Origin of the sequence: Brevibacillus borstelensis, from assembly GCF_037834415.1 — a bacterium.
GTDB classification, from domain to species: Bacteria; Bacillota; Bacilli; order Brevibacillales; family Brevibacillaceae; genus Brevibacillus; species Brevibacillus borstelensis_A.
In genome coordinates, this window is record NZ_JAUMSJ010000006.1 from 55375 (window position 1) to 72783 (window position 17409).

At 56.3% G+C, this 17409-nt stretch carries 15 protein-coding genes; 3 read left to right on the forward strand and 12 right to left on the reverse strand.

All coding sequences use genetic code 11. The features are described from left to right. The first annotated feature begins 5 nt into the window (after nucleotides 1-5). Nucleotides 6-866, forward strand: a complete 861-nt coding sequence (locus Q3F21_RS07950) for an alpha/beta hydrolase (protein WP_340251096.1) — start codon at nucleotides 6-8, stop codon at nucleotides 864-866. A 342-nt stretch (nucleotides 867-1208) separates the two neighbouring features. On the opposite strand, the gene Q3F21_RS07955 is transcribed toward Q3F21_RS07950, so the two are convergent. The 5 genes from Q3F21_RS07955 to Q3F21_RS07975 all read right to left on the reverse strand — a co-directional run bounded on the left by Q3F21_RS07955 (nucleotide 1209) and on the right by Q3F21_RS07975 (nucleotide 7223). Continuing rightward, a complete protein-coding gene (locus Q3F21_RS07955) occupies nucleotides 1209-2000 on the reverse strand; it encodes an ABC transporter permease (protein WP_340251098.1) in 792 nt (263 codons plus the stop codon). A 5-nt stretch (nucleotides 2001-2005) separates the two neighbouring features. Continuing rightward, on the reverse strand, nucleotides 2006-2779 hold the full coding sequence (locus tag Q3F21_RS07960) for an ABC transporter ATP-binding protein (RefSeq protein WP_340251100.1): 774 nt from the start codon (nucleotides 2777-2779) through the stop codon (nucleotides 2006-2008). A gap of 4 nt (nucleotides 2780-2783) precedes the next feature. Further along, complete coding sequence (locus Q3F21_RS07965) at nucleotides 2784-3842, reverse strand: ABC transporter substrate-binding protein (RefSeq protein WP_340251102.1); 1059 nt, start codon at nucleotides 3840-3842, stop codon at nucleotides 2784-2786. 86 nt (nucleotides 3843-3928) lie between these two features. Continuing rightward, nucleotides 3929-4429, reverse strand: a complete 501-nt coding sequence (locus tag Q3F21_RS07970) for a DinB family protein (RefSeq protein WP_340251104.1) — start codon at nucleotides 4427-4429, stop codon at nucleotides 3929-3931. Between the two features lie 226 nt (nucleotides 4430-4655). Further along, a complete protein-coding gene (locus tag Q3F21_RS07975; protein WP_340251106.1) occupies nucleotides 4656-7223 on the reverse strand; it encodes a TPM domain-containing protein in 2568 nt (855 codons plus the stop codon). A 196-nt stretch (nucleotides 7224-7419) separates the two neighbouring features. On the opposite strand from Q3F21_RS07975, the gene Q3F21_RS07980 reads away from it, so the two are divergent. Next, on the forward strand, nucleotides 7420-8190 hold the full coding sequence (locus tag Q3F21_RS07980) for a glucose 1-dehydrogenase (protein ID WP_340251108.1): 771 nt from the start codon (nucleotides 7420-7422) through the stop codon (nucleotides 8188-8190). Between the two features lie 15 nt (nucleotides 8191-8205). Next, nucleotides 8206-9195, forward strand: coding sequence for a bile acid:sodium symporter family protein (locus Q3F21_RS07985; RefSeq protein ID WP_340251110.1), 990 nt, complete (start codon nucleotides 8206-8208; stop codon nucleotides 9193-9195). Between the two features lie 121 nt (nucleotides 9196-9316). Here the strand turns inward: Q3F21_RS07985 and lpdA are convergent, their stop codons facing one another. The 7 genes from lpdA to Q3F21_RS08020 form a co-directional block, all read right to left on the reverse strand. Next, nucleotides 9317-10687 carry a dihydrolipoyl dehydrogenase gene (lpdA, locus tag Q3F21_RS07990; protein ID WP_340251112.1) on the reverse strand — a complete coding sequence of 457 codons (1371 nt, stop codon included), beginning with the start codon at nucleotides 10685-10687 and terminating at the stop codon, nucleotides 9317-9319. A gap of 1 nt (nucleotide 10688) precedes the next feature. Next, a complete protein-coding gene (locus Q3F21_RS07995) occupies nucleotides 10689-12056 on the reverse strand; it encodes a dihydrolipoamide acetyltransferase family protein (RefSeq protein ID WP_340251114.1) in 1368 nt (455 codons plus the stop codon). Nucleotides 12057-12083: 27 nt separating this feature from the next. Further along, on the reverse strand, nucleotides 12084-13061 hold the full coding sequence (locus Q3F21_RS08000; RefSeq protein WP_340251116.1) for a pyruvate dehydrogenase complex E1 component subunit beta: 978 nt from the start codon (nucleotides 13059-13061) through the stop codon (nucleotides 12084-12086). Beyond that, on the reverse strand, nucleotides 13054-13995 hold the full coding sequence (locus Q3F21_RS08005) for a thiamine pyrophosphate-dependent dehydrogenase E1 component subunit alpha (protein WP_340251293.1): 942 nt from the start codon (nucleotides 13993-13995) through the stop codon (nucleotides 13054-13056). Before Q3F21_RS08005 ends, Q3F21_RS08000 begins: the two co-directional genes overlap by 8 nt. Nucleotides 13996-14139: 144 nt before the next feature. Continuing rightward, nucleotides 14140-15597 (reverse strand): PLP-dependent aminotransferase family protein, encoded by a 1458-nt coding sequence (locus Q3F21_RS08010; protein ID WP_340251118.1) that lies wholly within the window; start codon nucleotides 15595-15597, stop codon nucleotides 14140-14142. 12 nt (nucleotides 15598-15609) lie between these two features. Continuing rightward, nucleotides 15610-16896: a TRAP transporter large permease subunit gene (locus Q3F21_RS08015; RefSeq protein WP_340251120.1), complete on the reverse strand. Its 1287-nt coding sequence runs from the start codon at nucleotides 16894-16896 to the stop codon at nucleotides 15610-15612. Next, complete coding sequence (locus tag Q3F21_RS08020; protein WP_340251122.1) at nucleotides 16893-17372, reverse strand: TRAP transporter small permease; 480 nt, start codon at nucleotides 17370-17372, stop codon at nucleotides 16893-16895. The genes Q3F21_RS08015 and Q3F21_RS08020 overlap by 4 nt, the downstream gene beginning before the upstream one ends. Nucleotides 17373-17409 lie beyond the last annotated feature (37 nt).

Genomic DNA, 17409 nt, shown 5'->3' on the forward strand with positions numbered 1-17409 from the left:
ATACAATGGAAATCCAGCAAAAGGAGCAGGGAGATGTGAGCGCGTGGGAAGACGGCGGCGGGGTTTTGATTCCCCGGACCAAACAGTACGCCATGCGCTCGCGCAGCAGCAACCGGGAATATCGCATTCTCGTTTCCAAACCAAGCGAGGCTCCGCCTCCCTCGGGGTATCCGGTGATTTATCTGCTCGATGCCAACGCCCTGTTCGCCACGATGGCGGAGGCCGTGCGCATTCAGTCCCGCCGCTCCGAGAAGACTGGCGTTTTTCCTGCCGTTATTGTCGGGATCGGCTATCCGGAGGAAGCTCCGTTTCCGCCCGCCCGCTTTTACGATTTTACGATGCCGATCCCCGCTGACGAGCTGCCTCCCAGACCGGATGGGACGGCGTGGCCGGAGCTCGGCGGTGCGGAAGCCTTTTTGACGTTCATCGAGGAAGAGCTAAAGCCGAAGGTTGAAGGCTGCTGCCCTGTCGATAAAAGCAGGCAGGCCATCTTTGGCCACTCTCTCGGCGGCCTTTTCGTGCTGCAGGTCCTGTTCACCCGTCCGCATGCCTTTCAGACCTATATCGCCGGCAGCCCGTCCATCCATTGGAACAAGCCTTTTCTCCTGGAGGCTGAGGAGCGGTTCTCAACCCTTGTAAAGCAGCAGGCTGTGGGCGACATCGGGATCATGATCGCGGTCGGAGAATTGGAGAAGCATCATCAAAGCCGCATGAACGAGAATGCAAAAGAGCTATCAGACCGTCTGTCCGGACTCGCAAGCTGCGGGGTGCGGACTGAGTACAAAGAGTTTGAAGGGGAAGGCCATGTTTCCGTGCTGCCGGGCTTGATCAGCCGCGCCGTGCGGTTTGTATCCCGCTCATCCTGAAAGGCGCGGTTGCCGCATAAATGAAACGGGCGGCTGGCGGGCCAGACGAGGGGCCTCATCGGGCCCGAGTGACTCCACACCGCGGTAGTGGCACAACACTGAAGCAGCATAACGCATGTAGCACCATAACGCAGTAACCACCGCACCGGAAAAAAGCATGTACGAGCGTACCGGCACAACGATCATTTTGAATAAGGAAAAAGCTGACGTCCGCATGTGAACAATGCAAACGTCAGCTTTTCTTTTTCTTTCAAACAGCATCAAGCAGGAGATTCGCTTTCTTGCAGCCTGACTCGCCATTGCTGTGAGGCCGTCCCCTTTGCCGATGCCGCATCACGCTCATTACTTCCACGGAATCAGCTTTCGCTCCAGCCACTGCAGCGTGCGGTTGAAAATCAGGCCGAGCAGGGACAGAAACAGCACGCCGACCATCAGCTTGGTCGTGATCATCAAATTTCCGTAGTGCAGCACCATCGAGCCAATCCCTTGCTGGGCCGCGATCATTTCGGCAGACACCAACAGGAGCAGCGACGTTCCGGCCGCCAGCTTCAGACCGGCAAAAATCATCGGCAGCGCTCCCGGCAGGATCACCTTTCGGATGACATTGAGGTGATTGGAGCCGAATGTGACAGCGGCCTTGATCAAAATCGGATCGACCGTTTTGACGCCCGAATACGTATTGATCACGACCGGGAACAACACCCCAAGCGCGATGATCGCAACCTTGGGCGTCTCGCCAATCCCGAGCCAGAGGATGATCAGCGGCAGCAGCGCAATCTTCGGAATCGGATAAATCGAGTATACGATCGGCGTCAGAACCGCATCCGCCCATCGGGAAAACCCGAGGAGCAGCCCGATCGCTATTCCGCACACAGCGCCGATGGCGTACCCCGCTCCGATCCGGTACATACTGGCCAGCAGATTCTCCATCAGCTCGCCGTTGGTGAGCATATCCCATGCCGCTGCCAAAATAGCCGAGGGAGCAGGCAAAAAGAGCGGCGGAACGATGTCCAGCCGGCAGACGATTTCCCACAGTATCAATAGACCTGCGATTCCCAATGCGGCGGCATACCCCGGAATCTTTTGCTCCAGAAAAGCGACGCGGTTGGTAATGACTTGTCTTTGCTCGTCCATCTCGCTCACCCCTCCTTTAGCGCTTCCCGGGCATCGTGCTTGATCAGCTGCCAGATTTGGTCGGCGTATTGTTCAAACTGGCTCCGGAATTCCTCTTTGTCCCGTCCGATTTTCGGAAGGTCAATGCGGATGATCTCCTTGATCCTGCCCGGATGTCTGGACAGGACGATGACCCGGTCGGCCAGGTAGACCGCCTCTTGAATGTTGTGCGTCACATACAGCGTGCTCAGTCTGGTCCGATCCCAGATCGTCAGCAGCTCCTCCTGCATGAGTGTGCGCGTCTGGGCATCCAGCGCGGAGAAAGGCTCGTCCATCAGCAGCAGGTCCGGCTCGACGGCAAGCGCTCTGGCGATCCCGGCCCGCTGCCTCATCCCGCCTGACAGCTGCTTCGGGTACGCTCCTTCAAAGCCTTGCAGGCCGACCATCTCGATATAGTGCTTGCCCTTCTCCTGCTGCTCCTGTTTGCTGGCGCCGCTCTCTTCCAGTCCGTAGATGACATTTTCATAGACGGTCCGCCACGGAAACAGGGCGATTTCCTGAAAGACAATGCCCAGCTTGGGCTTTTTCCCCTGGGTTCCTTCAAAATAGACCGTCCCGCTGCTGGGGGACATCAAGCCTCCGACGATGTTGAGCAGCGTCGACTTGCCACAGCCGCTCGGCCCCACCAGCACGACGAATTCCTGCTTCTCAATGGAAAAATGGATGTTCGTCAGCGCGGTCACTTCTCTTTTTTTCGAATCAAGAAACGTCTTGCCGACATCTTCGATGACAATTCTCATGCAATCACTTCCCTAACTTTTGCAAAGCGTCTTCCAACAGCTGCGTATTGACGATTTCGCTCGTATCGATTGCGTTGTCGATCAGCTTTTCCTTGGCGTACCACTCTACCTGGGTCTTGATGTCAGACTCCAGCAGCTTGCCGTCGCGGTCGATGTAAGGCAGTCCCTTTTTGATCAGCTCAGGCTCCTGATCGGTGTACTTGGCGATGATTTGGACGACCTCATCGTAGTGCTCGCCCGGGACGATCTGTCCGTCTTTCTTCGTGAGAACGGCGTCGTAGTAGTAACGGGTCGCTTTTGCATAAGCCTTCAGGAAGCGCTCAGCCACATCCTTGTTCCCGGCCAGCTTCGGAGAGAAGAAGATGCCTGAGGTCTGGTACTCGATCTCGTCGCCGACCTGGGCGATCACTTTGCCGTAGCCTTCTTCCACAACGGTCGAGATATTCGGCTCGTTCAAAAGCACGGCATCCACCTGCTTGCTCTTGAGCGCTTCCATCAGTCCTTTGATGCTGTTGAGCGGAACGAGTTCCACGTCACCAAGGGCAAGGCCGTGCTTCTCCAGCATTCTGCCGGCCATGTAATGGTAGGTCGACCCGGTCTGCGTAATGCCGATTTTCTTCCCCTTTAATTCTTCGATGCTTTTAAGCGGTGAATCGCCAGGCACTAATAAAGCAGAGGAGGAGTAGCCCTGCTGTTCCCTTCCCTTGTCGGCCACAATCACCAGTTTTTGTCCGCCCGACACCATATTGTACAGGCTCGCCGTAATTCCTGTCGCCCCGACATCGACGCTTCCTGCCGCTGTCGCTACCGCGATCGGCTGGGCGGCCTCGAACCACTTTGCCTGCGCATCAATGTTTTCCTCTTTGAAAAAGCCTTTCTCGATCCCGATAAACAAGGGAGCGGAGCTTGTCAGCTTGAGCATCCCGACTTGGACGGCAGCCGCTTCCGATTTCTGTTCCGCATTTGATCCGCCTGCGCTTTCCCCTTCCTGTTTCCCGCAGCCGGCAAGAGCCAGGGACAGGGTCAAGAGCGTACTTACAACTAGCATTGCTGATTTCTTCACGTAAACGCCCCTCCATGTCGTGATCATTTGATGGTCGTTAAAATTACCGCTATATTTCGACAAAGTAACACAAAAAATGACATAGATCAATGCTTCCAGCTCAATAAATGCTCGTCGCCGTCCTGTAAAAGCTTGGTCATGTAGACAATTTGACCCGTATGATACGAATAATGGGCGGTCGTATGGTACAGGATTTCCAGCAAAGAACGGGTGTACGAGGCAATTCCCGCGTCCGGCGGATAGACAATCGTCACTTCTCTTTCCAGATCCTCCGGCGAGAGCAATTCCAATATGGCCCGTGTCTGTTCGCGAACACCTGTCAGCTGCCTCAGAAGTTCGGCCGGACTGACGCCGCCTTCCGCAAGAAATTCGGCCGACCTTTCCCGGATAAATGGCCTTTGTCCAATCCCGCTGACGATGTTTTGATATTCGTTTCCGGCCAGATGCAAACAAAGATTGCCGACGCTGTTGGTACTCCCCCGCACTTTTTTCCACACCCGATCTTGCGGCAACCGGTCCAATGCTTTCTTGATCCGCTCAAGCTCCGTATCCAGCAGCTTGAGCGTTTGGCTGTAAAATCGATGCATGCCTTCTTCTCCCTCTCTTCCCTATGTAGCTTGATTCATGATTCCTAGGATACCACAGACCCGCTCCGAGCTGGGCCGATTGCCTGCATAACGGCAGCCTGGCATCCTCATTGGGCAAAATCAAGCTTCGATTGAAGTTCTCTTGAAGAGAAGGCGGTTCTTCGTTAGAGAGAGCTTTTGCACCCAAAGAAAAAACGGCCGGAAGCCAGCCGCTTTTTCTCTCGTGTTACCATTGTGACGACCCGGAGGATCTCCCGCCATTGGACGATCCGCCTCCCCAGCTGGAGCTTCCCGAGGATCGATTGCTGCCCGATCCGCCGCCGAAGCCGCCGCCGATTCCTCCTCCAAAGCCGCCTGAATTGTTATTGCGCCGGCGCTCTTCGTCCAAAGCGCGCTGGTATTCCCTCTCCATGTCCTTGAGGATGGTTCCCCCTCTGGAGATTTCCAGCATCGCTTCCGCAAAGGCGCCCTCGGCAATCGATCGCTCCACCTGTTCCTTTAACCGGTCATATTGGGAAGAATAGCGGGACAGGCGGATTCTTCGGCCGTACCGGTTGCGCCTGCTTGCATAGTCGTCCTCGAACTTCCGGAAAGCCCGCATCGTCTCTTCTTTTTCCCGCCTGACCAGCTCCACCCGATGCACCAGCTGATCGACAAGCATTTCCAGCGAAGACAGTCTTTCCTCGATCAGATGCACGTCGAGCAGCTGATCGTTCAACAGCCGCTCCAGTCCGTTGATCTCCTTGTCGATCTCGCCGATCATTCTCGCAATCTCCGGAATTCTTACATACAGCCGTTCAAAGGTAGACGCTGACTGATAGAACCTGCTCTGGCACTGCTGGAAACGGGCTCCTGCCGTCTGCACCCGCCCCTCCAGAGCCGCGCGATAACCGAGGGTCTGCTCGCGGACGTTCTTGACCTGTGACAGCAGGCGATGGGCTGTTTCGCCGCATTCGTGGGCCAGCCTGTACTTTTGCACGCGTTCGTCAAGCGCAGACTTCATCTCGATCAGGAGCCGTTCGAGCTCATCCTTGTCCGTCGCGATCTGTCCGCAGCGCTCTTCCTGCTCGCGGAGATGAACCTCCGCAAACCGCTCGCGCAGCCTCGCAAACTCCTGAGTGTACGCGGCATCGAATTCCCTTAGTTCAGCCAGAAGCTGTTCCGTGCCGCGCACTGTCGCTTTGGCGCTGTCGCGGTGCCGAATCATTTCCGCTACCGCGTCGCTCGCCTGTTGCAGGCAATCCTCCATGGCGTCGATACTGGCTTTTGCTTCCTTGTTGTCGCCGGCTTCAATCAGCTCTCCGAGACGAGGCACCTCTGCTTCCGCCGCTTTCAAAATGGCGAAGGGGTCGGCATCGACAAGCAGCAGCTGTTCGCGTCCTGCCGTTTGGCGAAGCTCCTCCTCTCTAGCCTTGATCCGGGGAGGAAACTCCCTGTGGGCTTCGATCTGGGCTTTGATCTCATCTACAGCAGCCTGCAAGCCGTCAAACAGCTGATGGACCTCTTTGGCTGGTCCTTCCGCTTGCAGGTAATCAAATTCGTCCATGCTGTCCGCTTTGTTCAAAATCGCTCCGGCCTGTTCCAATCGCTTCCTCATGACGGACAGGGAGAAGGACGTTTCCCGCGCGAGCGCTTCGACCTTTGCCGACGTCTCTTTTGCCCGTTCTTTGGCATCCTCGACGAGACGCCGCACCTCGACGGACAGCCTTTCGATCTCTGTCAGCTCCGCTTGATTTCGTTCAATCGCGGTACAATACGCCTGCACCGCATCCGAAAGGGCCTGTATGGCCTGTTCCGTTTTGGCCCCGGAGAAGAAGGAAATCTTTTGTCCCGCCAGCTGCTCCTGCAGCTGCTGCGACTCTTTATGCAGCTGAAGGGCGGCCTGTTCAAGCTGCGCAACCCGCTTTTTGGTCTCCCCCTCGATGAGGCCGACCTCCAGCTCGCGGAACAGCTCGGAGACGATCATCCGGTCGACGGCAGGGGTCGCTTCCGCATGGCTCTTTATCGCCTGGTCCAGCAGTTTCTTTAGACGGGCGCGATAAACAAGCTGTCGGATCGCCAAAAATAAAGCCGTCCCGATAAACAGAAAGAGCAGGAGCCAAATGATGGAGTTTTGGGGAGCAGCAGATGCTGGCGATTTCGCCTGCGCAGAAGACGAGCCAGATGGCGCAGACGATGACGGCGGGGTGGCGGCATGCTTCGATGTTGCCGGATGGCCGGATGGAGTCGCCGCTCCCGACGTCGCGGGCGCTGGGGACGGTGCCGCAGCCGCATTCGCAGGTAACGGCGCCGGTGTCGTCGCTCCGCCTCCCGCATTCCCCGCAGCCGCCGATTCGGAAAGCTCATTGACGTAGTCGCTGACCGCAATCACGCCCGCCGCCACATTTCCCTCGCGCGCCAGCGGTACGAATTGAAGATCGAGAATCCCCTTTACGTCCCCCGCATCACTTTGGGCCACTTGACTCGCCAGCTCCTTGTTTTCAAACACAAGATGCACGTGATTCGGATTCACCGTCACGACCAGGATCAGCTGATTTTTGCCGAGCTTCCAGCCGTCGTAGGCCTCGTTGGCCAAGCGCTCCCCTTCCTCCTCATCCAGACCGCTGGCGGTTAGGAGCAGCAGCTCGTACTTTTTGTCCTTCGTACTCTCTTTGATTTGCTCGGCTTCATCGGATGAAAACACCCCGACAGGATCGGTCACAACTCCTGTCCGCTCAGGGAGAGCGGCAGCAGATGCGATGGAGCCCGAGACAAGCAACAGGATCGCCAACATAAACAGACTGATTCTCTTCATTCTTTAATCCTTTCCCGAGAAGTTGTTCATTTCCAAATTATACAATAACGGGACCCGGCGCGCTTGCTTAAAACGTTTTCCGATCTCCTTCTTCTTCATCGGAAGGCCAATTGCGGAAGTGGCTCTAGACTCGCCCTTCGGCAGCAAGCAATACTGTGGGTATTGGCGCTGGACGATAACGTAGGAGGCGATATCCATGTGTTCGGAAAAAAAGCTGGCGGTCATTACAGGTGCGGCTCAGGGACTTGGCTACGCGATTGCAGAAGAGCTCGCCGCCTCCGGTCATCGGGTTGTTTTACTGGACCGCAATCAAGAAAAACTGCTTGCCGCCATCGACACGCTCCGCTCTATGGGTCATGCAGCAGTAGGGAAACAAATCGATCTCTCACAAACAGATGCGATACAGGGCCTGCTCTCCCAAATCGCTCAGGAACACGGCGTTTTTCACGTTTTGGTAAACAATGCAGGGGTCAATGTCGTAAAGCCGATGGACCAGGTGACTGGCTCTGACTGGGATCTGGTGATGAATATCAACCTGAAAGCCGTCTTTTTCATGATGCAAGCCGCGGCTCCCTTCCTGCATGACGGCGGCTCCATTGTCAATATCGCCTCTGTTGCGGCAAACAGCCCTCGTCCGCTCTCCGCAGCCTATGCGGCCTCGAAAGCAGGAGTTTTGAGCGTGACAAAAACAGCATCGATTGTCCTCGCTCCAAGACGCATCCGCGTAAACGCCGTTTGTCCCGGAGCCATGGAAACGGAGCTGTTGGCGAAAATGGCGGACGACATGAGCGCGCTCTCCGGCCAAAGCAGCGAGAAATCCCTGCACAATTACATCGGAGACATCCCTCTCGGGCGAATCAGCTCCGCGCATGATGTAGCAAAAACCGTTGTGTTCCTGGCATCCGATGCCGCTGGCTATATAACGGGCCAATCCGTAAACGTCTGCGGCGGGTGGACAGTTACGTAGCCGGGAGGATCGCCTATGCTTCGCTTTTTACAAGCAGCAGTCACAAAATTGCTACCATTGTGGATCGTCTGCTGCGCGCTGCTCGCCTACCACTTCCCCGGCCACTTCCTTTTCTTGAAAAGCTGGACCGCACCGGCACTCGCTTTTATTTTGTTTACCATGGGGCTTACCTTGTCACGGGAAAGCTTGCGACGCGTCATTTGGCAGCCAAAGCATGCCTTGCTTGGCGTAGCCGGAAAATGGACGATTACGCTGGGGATTTCTATCGCGCTCGCGTTTCTGTTCTTCCCAAATCAGCCTGATCTGCTGGCGGGGACCATCCTCGCGGGCGCGGTGCCAAGCGGAACATCAGCCAACCTCTACACCTTTATGGCGGGAGGAACGCTGGCCCTGAGCATCATGATGTCCGCCGTTGATACGCTGGTGGGCCCCGTTTTGACGCCGCTGATCATGAAAGGGACGGTCGGCAGCGTCGTCCCCGTCGCTTTTCTGCCGCTGTTTTTGCAGATGGTGTGCGTCGTCCTCCTGCCGATTCTGGCAGGCCTGGCGATTCAGTGGAAATGGGAATCGCGACTGGCCAATGTCAAAAAAGTCATTCCCCTGCTCTCTGCTGCCGCGCTCATCGTCGTTGATCTCGCTGTGGTATCCGGCTCTCAGGCCATGCTCAAGGAAAATCTGGCTCTGCTCCCTTGGCTGTTTCTCTGCGTACTTCTGCAAATAACGGTTCCCATGGTGCTCGGGTACTTCTTCAGTGCCGGCCTTCGGATGCCGGAAGCGGATCGGCGGTCCATCGTCTATGAATTCGGGATTTGCAATACGGCGCTGGCGGCTCTCCTCGCCATGGAGCACATCAGTCCGATCGCAGCGGTCCCGGCCGTCGCCAATATGATTGCCAATACGTCTCTCGGCGCTTCGGTCGCCGTTTTGTGGGAACCGGCCCGTACCCGTTGGCAGCGATACAAGTCGAACTCTGACTCCGCTGCGCAGCATCATTCAACAAAGTAAGGCCCCTTTGTCCAAGCGACGAAGGAGCCTTTTTTGTCCGTCTATGAACCATTGCTTTTTTGGAGTGTAGAGTGTACTGCAGCGCCCCTTAGTTGGCGTTCAGGCTTCATCCTGTCCGAGACTAGGGGAGGTGGATCGCTTGCCCCATGATGCTCATCGCGGCTTCCTGGATTCCTTCCGCGACCGTGGGATGGGGATGGATTGTTTTGACCAGCTCATCGAGCGTGGCCTCAAGCGTCAGACCGAGCGAGGCTTCGGCAATCATTTCTGTCGCGTGCGGAGCCAGCAGATGGATGCCGAGAAGCCGCCCGTACTTTCTGTCTGCTACCACCTTTAAAAACCCGTCCGTCTCTCCCCCAACGAGGGCTCTGCCGCTTGCCATCAGCGGAAAGACCCCTTCCTGGACGTCGAATCCCCTGTTTCTCGCCTCTTCCGCCGTAAGACCTGCCATAGCCGCTTCCGGATGAGAGTAGACGCAGTGAGGGACGAGGTCAAAGTTGACCGGCTGCGTGGGGATGCCCAGGGCATGTTCGGCCGCTACCCTGCCTTCTGCCATCGCGACATGCGCCAGCATGATCGGACTTGCGCAATCCCCGACGGCGTAGAAGCCCGGCTGATTCGTCTGTTGATACGCATCTGCCTTTATTTTGCCGTTCACTACCCGAATCCTCGCCTTATCCAGCCCGAGCGGTTCCAGAACGGCTGCTCTGCCCACCGCCGCGAGCACCAGGTCGGCCTGTACCGATTTGCCTGCCGACAATTGCAGCTCCAGCCCTTCCGTTTCCTTTTTGATGATTTTTACGACCTTTTGGCCAAGGGAAAAGGCAATGCCTTGTCTTTCCAGCAGCTCTTTCAACTGCCGGGACAGTTGCGCGTCCATATTCGGCAGGATGCGCTCTGCCGCTTCGATGACATGCACATCCACGCCCAGCTCGGAAAAAGCGGTCGCGAATTCCACGCCGATGACCCCGCCTCCGATGATGGCAAGGCGCTTGGGCAGCTCGGCAACAGAGAGCAGCTCATCGCTTGTGACTACTCCCGGCAGGTCAATGCCTTCAATCGGCGGAACGACCGGACGGCTGCCTGTCGCCAGGATGATGGCATCCGCTTCAAGCAAAAGCTGCTCTTCTCCCGCTACAGCCACCTTTTTGTCACTGGCAAGCGAAGCTGTCCCTTTTACGACCCTGATCTGCCCTTTCCGCAGCAACCCCTCTACGCCTTTCCGAAGCTGCATGACCGCTTTTTCTTTCCGCTCCAGAATGGACGTCCATGGAACTTCACCAGCTTTGTTCTCCGGGAACCACTGAATGCTTTTGGCCCATATCTGGGAGGACTCCAGCAAGCTTTTTGTCGGGATGCAGCCGACATTCAGGCAAGTGCCGCCGAGCTGCCCTTTTTCAATCAGGGTGACGTCCGCCCCCAGCTGGCTCCCCCGCAAAGCTGCCGTATATCCCCCCGGCCCTCCTCCGATGACGATCAGTCTTTTCTTCATTCTACCGTCTCCCCTTTACAAGCAGACGCAGCGGCTGCTGGATGTAGTCATGCACCGTCTGGAGGAACCCGGCTGCCTCCGCCCCGTCGAGTGCCCGATGGTCAAACGAGAGGGACAGCGTCAGCATGGTACGTCGAGCGAGGTCATCACCGATCCATACAGGCTTTTCGACGATCCTGCCGATCCCAAGTATCCCAGTTTCCGGCGGATTGATGATCGGCGTAAAGCCATCCACACCCATCATGCCGAGATTGCTGATCGTAAACGTGCCTCCGCGCATTTCATCGACCGCCAGGCGCTGCTCCCGGGCGCGCGTCGTCAGATCATGCAAGGCTTCCGCTATCTCGCCCACATCTTTTTTGCACGCATGAGGAATGACCGGAACGAGCAGCCCGTCCTCGACAGAGACAGCCACGCCGAGATGGACGTCCGGGTGGATAGTAATCGCCTGATTTTGGCACCATGCATTCAGACTGGGATGCTTTTGCAGAGCCATGGCAACGGTTTTGACCAGAAAATGGGTAACGGTCAGCTTGGTCCCCGTTTTCGCCAAATCTGCGGAAAGAATGGCATGTGCGGCCAGCAGCGGAGTTACATCGACTTCCCTGGTGAGTGTAACGTGAGGGATCTGCTGCCAGCTTCGGGTCATCCGCTCCGCGATCACCTTGCGCGCTCCTGTCATCGGGTAGGTTACGGCTGCCGACCCCGCTTCCTGCGGCGGATGCGTCCACTGACCTCCCGCTTGCTTCAGCTGTTCGGCAATCACGTCAGGCAGCATGATCCGCCCCCGCTGGTCGATCCTCTCCCAAGCTACGCCTTGCTCCTCTGCATATTTTTTGGCTGCTGGCGAGATAGTCGGCTGCTTCGACCCAGTCTCCTCGACATCGCGGGAGACAACGATGCTTCTCGGGCCGGATGCACTGACTTGGCCCAAATCGATTCCCTTCTCCCTGGCGAGCTTGCGAGCGAGCGGAGTCGCGAGGCGAAACCCCTCAGAAAGGGTGTGATCGCCTGATTCGAGACTGGAAGCATCGTTCGAATCACGGCTAACAGCATCGTTGGATGTGTGATGTGGACTTTCGCTTGCCCCCTGCTGGCCGGCTGCTCCCAGCAACCCGCTAATATCCTCAGTCTCTTCCGCCACGATTGCAAGCGCTGCCCCGACCTGTGCCGCAGCGCCTGCAGGCGTGAAAATGTGGCGCAAAACCCCGGGCCCTGGCGCCGTCACTTCATTGGTGATCTTGTCTGTCTCCACCTCGAACAGAACTTCGCCGCTCTCGACACGCTCGCCCACGGCTTTGCACCAGACGGAAACGGTCCCCTCCGTCATCGTCAGACCGAATTTGGGCATGGTGATTACGAATGCCATGTCATTTCCCCCCTTCCCTCAATTGGTTTACCAGCACGCCCGCAGGACAGCTTCTACGATTGACTCCACTTGTGGAATCACCCGCTTTTCCAGAGGCGGGCTAAACGGAATCGGGGTAAAGGCGGCACCTACGCGGATGATGGGAGCGTCCAGGTACTCGAGGATGTTCTCGCTGACCGAAGCGGCAATTTCTCCCCCGACACCGCCTGTTTTGACAGCCTCATGGGCCACGACCAGACGATGCGTCTTTTTGACAGATTCGTAGATCGTCTCCATGTCCATCGGAACAATCGTCCGCAGATCGATCACCTCCGTTTCGATTCCGTGCAGGCTGCCAAGCTGATCGGCGGCCTCCAGACATTTCCCCAGCATGGCCGAGTACGACACGATGGTCACGTCCTTCCCTTCGCGCACGACCGCCGCTTTGCCGATCGGGGTGAGGTAGTCGCCGTCCGGAACAGGCCCTTTTTTGCTGAACAAGTCTTTGTGTTCAAAATAGATCACCGGGTTTTGGTCGCGAATCGCCGCTTTCAGAAGCCCCTTGGCATCCGCAGGATTGGACGGAATAACGACCTTGAGGCCCGGAATATGCAAAAACCATGCTTCCAGCGATTGCGAGTGCTGGGCCGCCGCAGAGCGTGTCACGCCGTCAGGTGCCCGCAGCACGAGCGGCAGGGTCGCCTGGCCCCCAAACATGTAGCGTATTTTGGCCATCTGGTTGAGCACCTCGTCCATCGTCACCCCGATAAAATCGGCAAAGTGCATATCGACGACCGGCACAGCTCCCGCGAGAGCGGCTCCAATTCCCGCTCCCACCAGCGCGGTTTCCGAAATCGGCGTATCGCGTACACGCTCCAGGCCGAATTCCTTTGGCAAGCCCTTGAACTGTCCAAAAATGCCGCCCTGGCTTGCGATGTCCTCTCCCATGATGAAAACTCGCTCGTCCCGGCGCATTTCTTCCTGCATCGCTTCCAATGTTGCCTGAGAAAAGGATATGTTACGCATGGCTGGCCTCCTCCTCAACGTACAGATCATCGAATGCTTCCTCCGGATCAGGGTAAGGGCTCTCCTCTGCAAAGCGGATGGCCTCTTCGATTTCTTCTGCGACCCGCTGCTCGATTGCCTGGAGCTGTTCTTCGCTCAGCAGCTTTTCTCGGAGAACCCGCTCGAAGAATTTCTTGATCGGGTCGTTGTTCTCCATCTGGTTCATCACTTCTTCCCGCGTCCGGTACTGTTCCGGGTCTCCTACAAAGTGGCCTTTGACCCGGTACGTTTTGCACTCCACGAGCGTAGGGCCCTCGCCTCGCCTGGCTCGCTCTACGGCTTCTACGGCGGCCTCATACACGGCAAAAATATCATTGCCGTCCACCATCGCGCTCGGTATGGCATAGGACGCCGCTCTTGCGGAAATATCCGTGACGGCGGTCGCTTCGTGAATCGGCGTCGTCGATGCCCACTGGTTGTTTTCGCAGACAAATACGACGGGCAGCTTCCAGACGGCTGCCATATTCAGCCCCTCGTGAAAGGTACCCCGGTTGCTCGCCCCGTCGCCGAAAAAGCAGACGGCTACCTCCGAGCCTTTGCGCAATTGGACTGCCAGCGCGGCTCCGACGGCCAAATTAAAGCCGCCGCCCACGACGCCGTTTGCCCCGAGCATGCCAATGCCAAAGTCAGCAATATGCATCGATCCGCCCTTTCCCTTGCAGTAGCCTGTTTTTCGTCCGTACAATTCGGCCATGCACCGCTTTGCTTCAGCGCCTTTTGCCAAGGTGTGGCCGTGCCCGCGATGTGTGCTGGTAATGTAATCGGTGCGGTTCAAGGCGGAGCAAACGCCGACTCCGGTCGCTTCCTCGCCAATGTACAAGTGAACAAAACCCGGAATGTCCCCGGCTAAAAACTTCTCGTTGATTGTCTCTTCAAAGCGTCGGATCAAGAGCATGCGGTAATACCAATCCTGCAAGAGGTCCGTCGATATCGCTTTATTGCCCACCAAAAAACACCCCTTCTGGTAAGATGTGAGAATTCCCACCATCAGCATAAGGGGTGTGCAAGCGTTTTCATATAACCATTCCCGTGATTGGTCTTACTGATATTCGGAAATGGCCTCACGAATCATTTCGAATCCGGTTTTCAATAAGTCCAGCGAGGGCTGTGTGTATGCCAGGCGAAGATAATTTTCCCCCAGTCCCACGCCGCTCATCCAGTTTCCCGGCACAAACGATACGCCTTTGCGCAGAGCTGTCTGCAGCAGTCTCTCCGCCCGGACCTGGCTGGGGATCCTGCACCACAGAAAGACGCCGCCCTCCGGCATGCTGCAGCGGATTTCAGGCATGTCCTTTACAATTTCCTTGATGAGGGACAGACGCGCGCTGTAGGCCTGACGGAGCCTGGCGGCATGGACCGACAGGCGCCCTTCCGTCAAATAGGCATGCACGGCAATTTGCGTCAGGTTGTTGCTGTGCAGGTCGATCCGCTGCTTGATCGTCGATAAATTGGAGATGATTCCTTCCGGGGCTACCAGGAGAGCTACCCGCAGGCTCGGAAACAAATACTTCGAGAACGACTGGAGGTGGATGACATAATTGTCCTGATCCAGCGCTTTCAGCGGCGGCACCGGTTTTTTCCCGAAATAAACCAAGCTGAACGGATCGTCCTCGACGATGGGGACCCTGTATTTTTTCGCGAGGACAAGCAGGTCCTTTCTCCGTTTCAGGGACATGGTCACGCCGGTCGGATTGTGAAACGTCGGGTTTACGTAAATAAACTTGACCGGAAATTGCATCAGGAGATTCTCCAGATTGTCGATGCGAATCCCTTCCTGATCCAAGGTGATGCGCAATATTTTGGCACCGGTCGCCGTAAACGCGTCAGAGGCGGCGAGAAATCCGGGGTCCTCCATGATGACGTAATCGCCCGGAGCCAGGAACAGCCTGCTGATGAGGTCCAGTCCCTGCATCGCTCCGGAGACGATCATGATCTCTTTCGGGTCGGTGTGAATGCCGCTCTCCTCCAGCCATTTGCAAGCGTCTATCCGCAGAGGCTCATAGCCCTGCGTCGGTGCGGGCAGCTGGAGCAGGATCGGGTTTTTGCGCAAATGCTCGGCAAAGCATTGGCTCAGCTCGATTCCCGGGTGAACCTCGGGGGCCGTGCCGACACCCGCGAAGTTGATCAGGCGCGGATCTCGGCCAAAACGCATAATCTCTTCCATCGCATGATTGACATTCCCCGTCTGGTAGGCGAAATCGGCATGCCAGGTGACGACCTGCTCTGTTCTCTCCATCCGCGGCCCGCGCATGATGTACGTGCCGCTCCCCTGCTGGCTGCGGACGATCCCTCTTGCTTTCATATCCTCATTGGCAAGCGTGATCGTCATCCTGCTCACCTTCAACAGCTCAGCCATCCGCCGCTCGGAAGGCAGCCGCGTCCCGGGCTTCAACTTCCCTTCGTGCACCATTTGTTCTATCTGCCGCGAGATTTGCTTGTACAAGGGCTCTTTTTCCACCGCATCCAGAACAATTTGATCCCAATGGGTCGCTGACAAAGAGATCACTCCTTATTTCATGTTCAACAGCTCAGGAAGCCACAGCGTAATAGACGGAATGTAAGTGATCACGAGCAACGCGAGTATGGATGCGACAATAAACGGAATAACCCCTTTCGATATCTCCTTCAACGAAATTTTCGCCAGTCCGCAAGCAACGTAAAGATCGAGGCCAACGGGCGGCGTGACCAGGCCAATGGCGAGGTTCATCGTCATCATGACGCCAAAATGGACAGGGTCAATGTCCATCATCATGAGAATCGGCAAAAAGATCGGCAAGAAAATATAAAATGCGGATATGGCATCCACAAACATCCCTGCGATCAGCAGAACCAGGTTGATCATCAGCAGCATCGTAATCTTGTTGGGGGCGATGCTCATCAAGGAATTGGCCAAATCCTCCGCAATCCCCTCAACCGTGATCAGCCAGGCAAAGGTGGAAGCCGAGGCGACGATGAGCATGATCATCGCTGTCGTTTTTGCAGATTCTACCAAGAGACTGGGCAAATGTTTGAATTTGATTTCCTTGTAGATGAAAATCCCGACAAATAAACCGTAGAATACTGCCACAACGGCAGACTCGGTCGGCGTGAAAATCCCCGTGTAGATTCCCCCCAGAATGATCACGGGGGCCATCAAGCCCCACGAGGCATCCTTCAGGGCAGCCACAATGTCCCTGGCGCTCGCTTTCGGAAGCGTTGGGATCTTTTCTTTCCTGGCGATCATGTAACCCGTCAGCGCCAGTATGGCACCCATCAAGAGGCCAGGAACAATCCCCGCCATAAAGATTTTACCAATGGAAACCTCCGCGATTACACCGTAGATGATATAGGCGATACTGGGCGGAATGATGATACCGATGCCGCCTGCCGTCGCGAGAAGCCCTGCCGACATGTCTTTGCGATAGCCTTGCTTGACCATGGCCGGAATAATAATCGCGCCCACGGCAGCCATCGTAGCGGGACCGGAACCGGAAATCGCCGCGAAGAAGCACGCTGCGACGACAGACACAATGGCAAGTCCGCCTGTGAAGTGGCCTGTTAGCGTCTGAGCCAGCTGGATCAGCCTTTTGGAGATCCCCGCCCTCTCCATGATCAGCCCGGCGAGGAAAAAGAACGGAATCGCGAGCAACGTAAATTTGGTCAAGGACGAATACAAGGTCGGAGGCAGCGACTGGATGGGCAGATCAAACAACAGCAGCGTGATGGCGGTAGAGAGGCCGAGCGCAACGGCGATGGGCATGTTTAAAAACAGCAGCAAGAAAAAGGAACCGAATAGACAAATCGCTGTTGCGCTCATTGGTTTGTCTCCTCTCCTTTACACCTGCGTATCTCCAGGACGTACCCTTCCCAGAAGCGAAACATGCACAGCAGCGCACCGAGCGGCACCGACAGACCCATCAGCCACTCCGGCAGGCCCATGGCCGGCGTCTTCTGGTTGTACTGATACTGCTGCATGACCATTTCCCACCCGTACCAAAGCAGAATGACGAAAAACACCGTCGTCAAACAACCGACAATCACGGTACAAACAATCCGGAAGCGAGCGGGAAGCTGATCGGTCAAAAGCGCAAAGCCGAGGTGTCCGTTTTCCCTGGCAAGCAAAGCAGCTCCAATAAAAATGATGAACGCAAAAAGGTTGGTGGTCAGCTCTTCCGTCATGGAAAGCGAGCTGTTGAAAAAATATCTCGATAATACGTTGACCATCGTCAAAACGCAGATGATGCCCATTAAAACTGCCAGAATCCACTCTTCCAGCCGAACCCAGATTTTCATGACGATCCCCCTCTAAAAAGCAACTGCCCTGCGATTG